Genomic DNA, 12,131 nt, shown 5'->3' on the forward strand with positions numbered 1-12,131 from the left:
ATCCTATCGGTTGGTGTTTCACCAGCCGAAACCGAATATAAATGACATTTGTATGGACACGAACCATGACAAAAAATAAATAAATAATAAGTGGAGAAGACGATTAATTTAAAAGGAATAACCTGGAACCACAGTCGTGGCTTACTGCCCATGGTGGCAACTGCACAAAGGTTTTCAGAATTGTACCCTCAGGTAAATATCACCTGGGAAAAGCGGAGCCTGCAGCAATTTGCCGATTTCTCTATCCAGGAACTGGCAGAGCGTTTCGACTTATTGGTGATCGATCATCCCTGGGCAGGCTTTGCCGCCAAAACCAAGTCCATTGTTCCTTTGGATTCTTACCTCAGTGATGACTATTTGAAAGATCAGGAAGAGCATTCGGTGGGACAATCTTACGAAAGTTACACTTATGATGGTCATTTATGGGCATTACCCATTGATGCAGCCACACCCGTAGCCGCCAGCCGGCCTGATTTACTGGCTGAAAAAGGCTTTTCCCTGCCTCAGTCTTTTGGAGATTTAATTGCATTGGCCAATGCAGGCCTGGTAGCCTTTGCAGGCATCCCGATTGATGTGTTAATGAATTTTTATACGCTTTCCTGCTCTTTGGGCGAAGATCCCTGCCAGGACGATGAAATTGTAATTTCAACTGAAACCGGGGTAAGGGCACTACAAATGTACCGTCAGCTGGCATCAAAAATAGATCCGGCAAATTTCAACAGAAACCCCATTCAGGTATATGAAGCCATGACCCAAACAGATCAGATTGCTTATTGCCCCTTTGCCTACGGCTATGCCAATTATTCGAGAAATGGTTATGCACGAAAAGTGCTGCACTTTCATGATATGATATCGGTGAATGGCAAAACAAATTTAAGAAGCACTTTAGGCGGCACAGGTTTGGCTATTTCAGCAAAATGTGCTGAACCAGAAATGGCAGCCAAATATGTTGAGTTTGTGGGTTCTCCAGCTTGTCAGGCTACATTATATTTCGAAAGCGGGGGACAGCCCGGGCATTTGGCTGCATGGAAAAATGAAGAGGTGAATCGCCGGAGCCAGCAATATTTTGCCAGCACATTACCTGCCCTACAAAGGGCTTTTTTACGTCCCCGCTACCATGGGTCCATGTATTTTCAGGATCGTGCCGGTGATGTAGTGCGCGATTATTTAATGGGCGAGGGCGATGAAATGACAGTTTTATCTGCGTTGAACGAGTTATATCAGCAATCTAAAAGTTTAGCAGTATCATGAACAGGCCGTTAGAGGGACTTTTGGTTTTAGAGTTTTGCCAGTTTCTGGCCGGGCCATCCGCTGGTTTAAAACTGGCTGATTTAGGCGCTCGCGTGATTAAAATAGAGCGACCACAAACCGGCGACGCCTGCCGCTCTCTATCCATCAAAAATCTCTTTGTGGATGAAGACAGCTTATTATTTCATACCATTAACCGCAATAAAGAGAGTTATGCTGCCGATTTAAAAAATCCGGAAGATTTAGCAAAAATAAAAAAACTGATCGCAAGAGCAGATGTGATGACGCACAATTTCAGGCCGGGTGTGATGGAGAAAATTGGGCTGGATTATACGCAGGTACAACAAATCAATTCAAAAATTATTTACGGCATGGTTACCGGTTATGGCAAAGAAGGCCCCTGGAAAAATAAACCCGGACAGGATTTACTGGTTCAATCTGTTTCTGGTTTAACCTTTCTTTCCGGTGTATATACCGACGGACCGGTACCCTTTGGTCTTTCCGTTTCGGATATTATGTGCGGCAACCACCTGGCACAAGGTATTATGGCGGCTTTAATTAAGCGTGCTAAAACCCAAAAAAGCGTACTGGTTGAAGTAAGTCTGCTAGAATCTATTCTGGATGTACAGTTTGAAGTAATTACGACCTATTTAAATGATGGAGGCAAATTGCCTGACAGGAGTGGGGCAAAGGGTAGTGCACATGCCTACCTTAGCGCACCTTATGGCATGTACCAAACGCAGGATGGTTACATTGCCATGGCCATGGGCAACCTCCCGAATATCTGCGCCATTATCCGCTGCGATATCAGCGACTTGTATGTAGAAGCTGGTTCAGCTTTCGATAACCGCGACAAACTGATTGTACGTCTTTCCGAAACCTTTAAACTTGATCGTACAGCCAGCTGGGTTAATCTTTTAGAAAGTAATGGCATCTGGTGTGCCGAGGTGCTCAATTACCAAACGGCTACTGCATTAAGTACCTATAAAAACCTCGAAATAGAACAACAGCTTGATTTAGGAAACGGAAAAACCATTAAGACAACTGTTAGTCCCATCCGGCTTGATAAAAGAAAATTATTTGCAGCTAAAGCTGCGCCAAAATTGGGTTTTGATACGGAAAGTATCAACAGAGAGTTTGAGATAGAATAAATTAATGGATTGTCATCCTGAGCTTGTCGAAGGACTTTACGAATACTTAAAAACGTTTCGACAGGCTCAAAGTCACAGTTATTCTAAATCCTTTACAACAATGAGAATGGTTCGTGTTTACACGAAACATGGAAGAATAAAAAAAATTAACATATGCGACCGCTAGAAGATTATTTAGTTATCGATTTTAGCCAGTTTCTTTCCGGCCCATCGGCGAGTTTGCGTTTAGCCGATATGGGGGCGCGTGTAATCAAAATCGAACGTTTGGGCATTGGCGACATCTGCCGTACGCTGTATACCTCAAACCTGATTATGAACGGCGAATCGTCGGTTTTTCATGCGATCAACCGGAACAAGGAAAGCTTTGAGGTTGATTTAAAAAGTAAGGAAGGTTGCGAAATGGTACGCGGGCTTTTAAAAAAGGCCGATGTCATGATTCATAACTTCAGGCCGGGTGTAATGGAGCGTTTAGGTTTCGATTATCCTACAGTGAGCGCTTTAAATCCGACTATCATATATGGCGAAATATCAGGTTACGGCACCGCTGGTGAATGGAAAAATAAACCGGGGCAGGATTTGCTCTTACAATCGGTTACAGGTTTGACATCGCTTACCGGAAATGCAGACAGCGGTCCTGTGGCCATGGGCTTATCCATTGTTGATATGCTGGCCGGTGCACATCTGGCCCAGGGAATTTTAGCCTGCCTGTACCGAAAAGCTGTAAAAAGTGAGGGTGGTTTTGTCCAGGTGAGCATGATGGAATCGGCTTATGATTTTCAGTTTGAAACCATTACCACCTTCATGAACGACGGTGGTAGTTTGCCTGAGCGATCTCAACAAAACAACGCAAACGCTTACTTAGGTGCACCTTACGGCATTTACCAGACCGAAAATGGTTATCTGGCATTGGCCATGGGGTCAATTCCGCAATTGGGTAATTTACTCGGCTGCGAAAAACTGGAAGATTATGCAGAAGTAAGCGAAGCCTTTGAGAAACGCGATGAGATTAAAACCATATTAGCCAGTCATTTGCTTACCCAAACCACCGAAAAATGGCTTTCTAAATTAGAGCCGGCCGATATCTGGTGTTCGGATGTATTAAACTGGAATGCTTTGATGTCGCACGATGGCTTTAAGGTATTGAACATGATCCAGGAAGTACAAATGCTTGACGGCTACCGTTACGAAACCACCAGATGTCCAATCCGGATTGACGGAGAATTATTAACTTCACCGAAAGGTTCACCCAAACTGGGACAGGACAACGAAAAAATCATCAAAGAATTTATAACTCATACCACTGTAAATGTCTAATCAAGCCGAAACTTTCAGAATAGCTGTACGTAAATTTGGCCCTTTTGAATCTGCCATGCAAAAATTCTGGGACAGCTACTGTGCTTTTTCTGGCTGTACACTCCAGCTGGACATGCAGATTATGGATTTACATGAGCTTTATGAAAGCACCATTACCCATCAAGGTTTAGCTGAAGGTATATTCGACATTGCCCACATCAATACCGACTGGGTGTATGAAGGTTACCTGAACCAGGCATTTGAGGTTTTAAATCCTTATATCAATACCAGTAAACCCGTTGATTTTCCAAATGGCTGGAGCAAATCGCTACTCAAATTACAGCGCTTTGGATGGGAAGTGGCGGGTTTACCTTTTCATGATGGTCCGGAGTGTTTTATTTACCGCAAAGATTTGTTTGAAAGCGAAACTGAGCAGGCCAATTATTTAAAGCAGTTTGGAAAAGCTTTAACCATACCCAAAACCTGGGAGGATTTTCATCAGGCAGCACAGTTTTTTCACCGCCCTGACGAGCATCTATATGGCAGCATCTTTGCCTGCTATCCCGATGGGCACAATACCGTTTTCGATTTTTGCCTCCAACTATGGACCAGAGGTGGCAGCCTGGTTGATCAGAATGGAAACATTCAAATCAATTGCCAGGCGGCTGTAGAAGGTCTTGATTTTTACCGAAAGATCGTAAATGATCAAACTGCAGTTCATCCCAAATCAAAAGAATTTGAGTCGGTTGCCGCCGGCCTGGCTTTTGCCAATGGCGAAGCCGCCATGATGATTAACTGGTTTGGTTTTGCCGGCATGTGCGAGGTAGATGCCAATTCGAAGGTAAAAGGTAAAGTAAGTGTCGATTTATTGCCTGCTGCAGCTGGTGAGACTTCAGCATCCTTAAATGTATACTGGCTTTACACCATTGCCAAAGGCAGTAAAAACAAAGAATTGGCTTACGATTTCCTGAAATTTGCCACGAACGCCGCGCAAGATAAGCTACTGACGCTTGAAGGTGGAATTGGTTGCAGGCTCTCTACCTGGAAAGATGCAGAAGTAAACGAAATGATTCCATACTACCATAAATTAGAACAGTTACATGAGGTGGCCAATACGCTGCCACAGCATAAAAACTGGACGCAAATAGCTAAAATTATTGATGAAATGGTGTTAAAAGCCATCAATACCACCGCTGAATCTGCCGGTTTAATTGGGGCAGCCCAAAACCAGATTAACAAATTGAATTAAATGAGTATCGATATCCAATATACACCAGCTTTGCCCGAAACCAAACAGCCGATTATCATCATTGGTGCCGGCGGAATTGTGGCTGATGCACACCTGCCTGCTTATAAAATTGCCGGCTTTGAAGTATATGGCATTGTAAACCGGACAAAAGCCAGGGCACAGAAACTGGCCGATGCTTTCGGCATCCCTCATGTTTTTGATACTGTGGCTGAAGCCGTTGCTGCAGCGCCTGAAAATACGGTGTTCGATATTACCATTATGCCCGAGCAGTATATCGAAACCCTAAAGCAATTACCTGATGGTGCAGCCGTTTTAATCCAAAAGCCTATGGGTGATAATTTTAACCAGGCTAAAGAAATTTTAGCTTTATGCCGGGCAAAAAAACTCAAAGCGGCCATTAACTTCCAGCTGCGCTTTGCACCTTTTGTAAGTGCTGCAAAATACCTTATCGATAAAGGTTTGATTGGCGGACTTTATGATATAGAAGTACGCGTAACCATTAAAACCCCCTGGGAAATTTTCCCGCACGTGATCATCCATCCACGTTTAGAGATTCAGTATCATAGCATACACTACGTTGATTTGATCCGTTCGTTTTTGGGTAACCCCAATAGCGTGCTGGCAAAAACCCTGAAACATCCTGCCAAAAGCTTGTCCTCATCACGTTCAACCATTTTACTCGATTATGGCGATACGATGCATGCCGTGATCAATACCAACCACGACCATGATTTTGGTCCGAAGCATCAGGAAAGTTATATAAAATGGGAGGGAACCAAAGGCGCTATTGTGGCCAAAATTGGTTTATTGATGGATTATCCGAATGGCGTACCCGATGTATTTGAGTATTGTGTGACAGAAGCTGGTAAAACACCGGAATGGCAAACCGTAAAACTGGAAGGCTCCTGGTTTCCTGAAGCCTTTATTGGCACCATGGCCAATCTAATGCGTTATAATGAAGGTTCAAGCCCAGTTTTACACACCAGTGTTGAAGATGTGATTGATACGATGGCTGTAGTAGAAAGTGCCTATCAATCCAGTGATACTGGTGGTGTGAAGCTAAAATAAGTTAGCGTCATTGCGAGGAGGAAAAAATATTGAAAATATCGTCCTCGTTTGTAACGAGGATAAATGAAAACGGCGATTGTATCGCTTATAAAAAAATTAAATTATGTATTTCAAGTCCACATTTTTTGAAGATTACCAGTTACAGGATAAACGTGTGACCTTAGGCCGTACCATCACAGAAAGCGATTTTGTGGTGCACGCCGGCCATACCGGCGATTTTTTTCCGCACCACATGGATGCCGAATGGTGTGCCACACAACCCTTTAAACAACGCATCGCACATGGTACCATGATTTTCAGCATCGGTATTGGCCTTACTGCTTCCGAAATTAACCCCGAGGCCATGAGTAAAGGTTACGATAAACTTCGTTTCATAAAACCGGTGTTTATTGGCGATACCATTCACTCCGAAGTCGCCATTTCTGAAAAAAGAGAAAGCAAAAGGCCGGAATATGGCACCGTAACCGAGCATGTAGAAATCATTAACCAGCATGGAGAAGTTGTATTAGTCTGCGACCATCTTCTTGTAGTTAAAAAGTTCAGTAGTCATTAGTTCATCAATCAGGATACTGATATCCACCTGGCAGTGGCAGCTCCAATAAACAAATCACACCAATGACAAATGAACTGTTGAACGAATGAACCGATAAACCAAATATCATGAACCACAACACCTCATCCGAAATTGTAACTGAAAACCATTCCTCATCGGGAAAAAAGTACCTATTTCCATTTATACTCGTAGTGAGTCTGTTTTTCCTCTGGGGCATGGCGCACAATCTCGATTCGATCCTGATTCCGCACCTTAAAAAAGCCTGTAACTTAAATAACCGGCAATCTACATTAATTGATACTGCTGTTTTCTTTGCCTATTTCTTAATGGCCATTCCGGCAGGCGTTATTTTAAAGAAATGGGGTTATAAGGCTACCATGATTTCTGGCCTGCTGGCTTTTGCAATCGGTGCTTTTCTATTTGTTCCGGCAGCCAATAACCTTTCCTACATCACCTTTCTTATTGCACTTTTTATCATTGGTTGTGGTTTAACCATGCTCGAAACTTCGGCCAATCCTTATGCTGCAGTCTTAGGCGATCCGGTAAAAGCCACCAGCAGGTTAAATCTTGCCGCATCATTTAATGGCTTAGCAGCCATGGTAGCGCCCATGATCGGTGGTTTATTTATCCTTTCCGGAAAATCGCATACCAAAGAACAACTCGCGGCAATGAGTGCTGAGCGCCGAAACAGCTATTTTTTAGAAGAAGCAGCTTCAGTTAAAACCCCTTACATCACTTTAGGAATTATTTTACTGGTTATCGCAGTTATATTTTATTTTATCCACCTGCCCGAAATTAAAACCAAAAGTATTGATGGCGAGGCCAAAGGTAGTTTCTTTGGTGCATTAAGGCATAAACACCTGAGGTGGGCTGTGGTTGCCCAATTTTTTTATGTAGGTGCGCAGGTTTGTGTAACCAGTTTTTTTATCAGAATGGCCCAGCAAGGTGGTGGCTTTGATGAGAAAACCGCGGCATCCTATTTAGCCATTTATGGTTTCTTATTCACTATCGGGCGTTTTGCAGGTACAGCTATTCTCCAGTTTGTATCTTCGAATAAACTGCTGGCAATTTATGCCATTATCTCTGTGTTGTTGTGCATAGTAGCTATTTTAGGAAAGGGTTCTTACGTGGTGTATGCTTTAGGCGGACTTGGATTTTTTATGTCGATCATGTTCCCAACCATTTTTGCCCTGGGTATAGATGGTATTGGTGATGATACCAAACCAGGTTCTTCTTGGTTAATTATGTCAATTGTGGGTGGGGCCATTTTACCTTTCGGCATGGGCACCCTGATTGATCTGTACGGTGATCACATCCAGATTGGTTACAGCATCCCGTTGGTTTGCTTTATAGTGGTGCTTTATTTTGGTTTAAGCGGCTATAAAATGGCGCATAAATCATAATTAATATACTCATTGCTACTATGATCAACTTAAAATTATTGAACCTAAAATTTAAAAATGACACCCAGGTTTATTAAAACACTGTTATGGATATTGCTGATCAGCTTTTGTGCCTCAAAGCGGGCCCATGCGCAAAATGAAAGCGCAAAGCCCTGGGTATTCTGGTACTGGATTAAAGGAGCTGTTTCGAAACCTGGCATAACAGCCGACCTGGAGGCCATGAAAGCCATTGGTATAGGCGGCGCTTATTTAATGAGTATTCAGGGTGCCGATAAAACTCCTCTTTATCAACCGCCAAGTGTACAACTTACTCCCGAATGGTGGCAAATGGTGGAGTTTGCCATGAGCGAAGCCAAACGTTTAAATCTTAAACTGGGTATGCATGTAAGCGATGGTTTTGCATTGGCAGGCGGTCCTTGGATCAAACCCGAACTTTCCATGCAAAAAGTAGTTTGGTCCAAGATAACTACCAGTAATACAAAGAATAAAATACAATTACCTGTACCCAAAAATAAGGAAAATTTCTACCGCGATATAGCCGTTTACGCGTATCCATCACCTGTTGGAGAAGGGATCTCTACCCGCACCGTCATCCCTAAAATTACGGCCAGCAATGGTGGAGACGCTACCGGACTCGTACAACCGGACAATAAGAAAAACTTTGGCTCAAACGAACCTTGTTACATCCAGTACGAATTTGAAAAGCCTTTCACCTGCCGAACCATAACCATTAAGGTTAGTGGCAATAATTACCAGGCCCAGCGACTGGCCATTGAGGTGAGTAACGATGGGAAAACCTTCCGCTCCATCGGGCGCATGGAAGCACCACGGCATGGCTGGCAGGACACAGATGAAGCTGTAACACAAAGCATTGTACCTGTAACAGCTCAATTCTTCAGGTTTATTTACGATAAGAGAGGCGCTGAACCAGGCGCTGAAGATTTAGATGCGGCCAAATGGAAACCTTCATTAAAACTCGTTAACCTGGAATTATCTGCCGAAGCGCAGCTTAATCAATTTGAAGGCAAAAATGGCTCCGTTTGGCGGATCAGCAAAAGAAGTACGGATGCTCAAATTGCCCCAAACCTTTGCATTCCCTTAAAAAACATCATTAACCTCAGCAATAAAGTAAACGCTGATGGCACTTTAAACTGGAAGGCTCCCAAAGGTAAATGGACTATTTTGAGGATCGGACATACCTCAACAGGGCATACCAATGCTACCGCAGGTGGCGGCATGGGGCTGGAATGCGATAAATTTAATCCCGCAGCCGTTAAACTACAATTCGACAATTGGTATGGAGCAGCTTTAAAACATGCGGGTCCTGAAATAGCCAGAAAAGTACTGAGCGTTTTCCATGTAGATAGCTGGGAGTGTGGCAGCCAGAATTGGTCGCCATTGTTTAAAGCCGAATTTTTAAAACGCCGTGGTTACGATTTAACACCTTATCTGCCTATTTTTACCGGACTTCCGGTGGAAAGCGCAAAAGTATCTGAAGATTTTCTTTATGATATCAGAAAAACCATCGCCGAGCTGGTGGTCGATCAGTTTTATAAAACCCTGGCCAAACTAGCCAAGGAGAAAGGGGTAACCTTTACCGCGGAGAGTGTAGCACCTACCATGATGAGCGACGGTTTATTGCACTATAAAACAGTAGATATACCCATGGGCGAGTTTTGGCTGAACAGCCCTACGCACGATAAACCAAACGATATGCTCGATGCCATTTCAGGAGCGCACATTTATGACAAAAATATTGTTCAGGCAGAAGCCTTTACCACCGTACGGATGGATTGGAACGAAAGTCCGGGCAATATGAAAACCCTGCAAGACCGTAATTATGCCCTGGGCATTAATAAACTGAGCTACCACGTTTTTGCGCACAACCCCTGGATGGATAGAAAACCGGGCATGACTTTAGATGGCGTAGGCCTTTACTTTCAGCGTGACCAAACCTGGTGGAAACTGGGTAAAGCCTGGGTTGATTATGCCACACGCACGCAAAATCTGCTGCAACAAGGTAAACCTGTAGTGGATATTGCTGTTTTCACAGGTGAAGAATTGCCCCGACGGTCGGTATTACCTGATAGGCTGGTCACAACCTTACCCGGAGTTTTTGGCAGGGAGGTGGTAGAGGCAGAACAGCAACGTTTAGCCAATATTGGCGAACCTTTGCGACAAATCCCTTCCGGTGTTACCCATTCGGCTAACATGGCCGATCCAGAAGCCTGGGTAAACCCTTTACGCGGTTATGCTTACGATAGTTTTAATCCGGACGTGTTGAGCACCGCAGCCGTTAAAAACGGCGAGGTTGTTTTTGCAAGCGGTACGGCTTATAAAATTCTGGTATTCCCCGGGGATATGAAAATGAAGCCCAATTATCAGTACATAAGCTATGAAACAGTTAAAAAGCTTTTGGAGCTGATCAGGGCAGGTGCGAAGGTAATTATTGGAGATAAACCCTTATACCAAAATGGTATAAAACAGGTTAATGCCATGGAGTTTAATAAAATGGTGGAAGAAATTTGGGATGGCAACTTCGAATCGTATAAAAATAATAACCATCCTGTTTATACCAAAAAATTAGGACTGGGACAGATTTTTAAGGCTCCTTTCTATGGTGAAACCTTTGATGCTTTAGGCTTGAAAAGAGACTTAACGGTTAATGAATTCACAAGCAGTAAGTTAAATGAGGATTACGCATCTGGTATTGCTTACACCCATAGAATTGACGGAAACAAGGAAATTTACTTTATCTCTAATCAGCAAAATAGAAAAAGGGCATTACTCTTCAATTTAAGAAATGGCAAAAAAGCTGTACACAGCTATGATGCAGTAAGTGATGTATGGTCTGAGCTACATCAGATCAACAATGCATTTGATGGTACTAACATCAGTTTAACCTTATATCCTAACCAATCTGTTTTTCTGGTAATGGATACACCGGAAGTAAGTTCTTTTTCTTCACGAAGTGCCCATAGCGGATTGAAAGCTGTAGAAAACAAGCCCGCAGATAAAAAAGCACTGGATATTTCAGCTAACTGGCAGGCGCAATTTGACCCCGCTTATGGCGGCCCATCCCAACCGGTTCTTTTTAATCAGCTTAGCGATTGGAGCAAAAATCCTGATTCGGCAATCCGCTACTATTCGGGAACTGCACTTTACACCAAAAACTTTACTTACAATGGCGATACCAAAAATGCCTGGATCGATTTAGGCGCTTTCTCAAGCATGGCCGAAGTTAAAATCAACGGCGTGACATGCGGCACCTTGTGGACACCGCCTTACCGCTTAGACATCAGCAAGGCCGTTAAAAAAGGGGAGAACCAGATCAGCATTGAAGTGGTAAATACCTGGGCTAACCGTTTAATTGGTGATAGTAAATTACCTGAAGACAAAAGAATTACCAAAACAACTGCACCATTCCGTTTAGAAGGCAAGCCATTAAGCCCTGCCGGATTATTAGGACCGGTACTAATACAACTTGAAAAGTAATCGAGAATTTGATATTTCACATAAATGAAAAAAATAATTGTATTCATTCTGGCTTTTGCTCAAACCATTGTTTACGCCCAACATAAGCAAGTAAAAGATAATTTTAATGTCCGGATTAGGTTAGAAAAGGGTGATTTGAATAACGATGGCTTAACCGACAAAACTGTAATTACAATGGATACAATCGATGCAGCAGTTCCGTTGAGGTTGCAGATATTTTTGTTACAGCCAAATAAGCAATTTAAAATGATTTTCTCTTCAACAGATGTAATTGAACCTCAATATGTAAATGGTATACACACCAAAAACACCATTCCATATTTTTTTATTGAAAAAGGGTTTTTAGTCATGAACTCGGAAAAAAATGATGTTCGTTATGAACATAAATTCATCTACAAAAATGGCGTTTTTCAATTGGTTAAAATCTCCAGTGTAGTTTATGATGGCAAAAATTCAACGATTGAAACAGTGTTTGATCTTTTAGCAGGAGTGAGGACTGAAACTTTAAAATCATTGGGCTCCGAAAAAATTCTAAAAAAAAATGTAAAGAAAATTATGATCAGGCCATTACCCACCCTTCAGAATTTAAGAAATTTTGGAAATAAACTAGATTAGAACGCTAAAAAGGAAAACAATGATAAAAAAGCTACCTCATATAATCGGAAATTTTG

9 protein-coding genes are annotated in these 12,131 nt (G+C 42.7%); all 9 read left to right on the forward strand.

All coding sequences use genetic code 11. The features are described from left to right. Positions 1–90: 90 nt before the first annotated feature. Entirely contained in the window at positions 91–1,251 is a 1,161-nt protein-coding gene (locus ACIQXP_RS17780) for an ABC transporter substrate-binding protein (protein WP_387506431.1), read from the forward strand. Beyond that, on the forward strand, positions 1,248–2,399 hold the full coding sequence (locus ACIQXP_RS17785) for a CaiB/BaiF CoA transferase family protein (protein WP_387506434.1): 1,152 nt from the start codon (positions 1,248–1,250) through the stop codon (positions 2,397–2,399). The genes ACIQXP_RS17780 and ACIQXP_RS17785 overlap by 4 nt, the downstream gene beginning before the upstream one ends. A 153-nt stretch (positions 2,400–2,552) precedes the next feature. Then, the gene (locus ACIQXP_RS17790; protein WP_387506437.1) at positions 2,553–3,713 is read left to right on the forward strand and encodes a CaiB/BaiF CoA transferase family protein; all 1,161 of its coding nucleotides are present in this window, start codon (positions 2,553–2,555) and stop codon (positions 3,711–3,713) included. Beyond that, the gene (locus ACIQXP_RS17795) at positions 3,706–4,941 is read left to right on the forward strand and encodes an extracellular solute-binding protein (RefSeq protein ID WP_387506440.1); all 1,236 of its coding nucleotides are present in this window, start codon (positions 3,706–3,708) and stop codon (positions 4,939–4,941) included. The genes ACIQXP_RS17790 and ACIQXP_RS17795 overlap by 8 nt, the downstream gene beginning before the upstream one ends. Then, positions 4,942–6,009 (forward strand): Gfo/Idh/MocA family protein, encoded by a 1,068-nt coding sequence (locus tag ACIQXP_RS17800; protein WP_387506443.1) that lies wholly within the window; start codon positions 4,942–4,944, stop codon positions 6,007–6,009. A gap of 103 nt (positions 6,010–6,112) precedes the next feature. Then, positions 6,113–6,562, forward strand: a complete 450-nt coding sequence (locus tag ACIQXP_RS17805) for a MaoC/PaaZ C-terminal domain-containing protein (protein ID WP_293742125.1) — start codon at positions 6,113–6,115, stop codon at positions 6,560–6,562. Between the two features lie 107 nt (positions 6,563–6,669). Further along, positions 6,670–7,965 carry an L-fucose:H+ symporter permease gene (fucP, locus tag ACIQXP_RS17810; protein ID WP_387506445.1) on the forward strand — a complete coding sequence of 432 codons (1,296 nt, stop codon included), beginning with the start codon at positions 6,670–6,672 and terminating at the stop codon, positions 7,963–7,965. 57 nt (positions 7,966–8,022) lie between these two features. After that, positions 8,023–11,460, forward strand: a complete 3,438-nt coding sequence (locus ACIQXP_RS17815; protein ID WP_387506448.1) for a glycosyl hydrolase — start codon at positions 8,023–8,025, stop codon at positions 11,458–11,460. Positions 11,461–11,484: 24 nt separating this feature from the next. Then, positions 11,485–12,075, forward strand: a complete 591-nt coding sequence (locus ACIQXP_RS17820; protein ID WP_387506451.1) for a hypothetical protein — start codon at positions 11,485–11,487, stop codon at positions 12,073–12,075. Positions 12,076–12,131 lie beyond the last annotated feature (56 nt).

The organism is Pedobacter suwonensis (assembly GCF_044762335.1).
Lineage (GTDB): Bacteria > Bacteroidota > Bacteroidia > Sphingobacteriales > Sphingobacteriaceae > Pedobacter.

Coding starts and splice junctions, on each gene's coding strand:
- ACIQXP_RS17785 (WP_387506434.1), top strand. CDS start 1,248: ATGAACAGGCCGTTAGAGGGACTTTTGGTTTTAGAGTTTTGCCAGTTT.
- ACIQXP_RS17790 (WP_387506437.1), top strand. CDS start 2,553: ATGCGACCGCTAGAAGATTATTTAGTTATCGATTTTAGCCAGTTTCTT.
- ACIQXP_RS17795 (WP_387506440.1), top strand. CDS start 3,706: ATGTCTAATCAAGCCGAAACTTTCAGAATAGCTGTACGTAAATTTGGC.
- ACIQXP_RS17800 (WP_387506443.1), top strand. CDS start 4,942: ATGAGTATCGATATCCAATATACACCAGCTTTGCCCGAAACCAAACAG.
- ACIQXP_RS17805 (WP_293742125.1), top strand. CDS start 6,113: ATGTATTTCAAGTCCACATTTTTTGAAGATTACCAGTTACAGGATAAA.
- fucP (WP_387506445.1), top strand. CDS start 6,670: ATGAACCACAACACCTCATCCGAAATTGTAACTGAAAACCATTCCTCA.
- ACIQXP_RS17815 (WP_387506448.1), top strand. CDS start 8,023: ATGACACCCAGGTTTATTAAAACACTGTTATGGATATTGCTGATCAGC.
- ACIQXP_RS17820 (WP_387506451.1), top strand. CDS start 11,485: ATGAAAAAAATAATTGTATTCATTCTGGCTTTTGCTCAAACCATTGTT.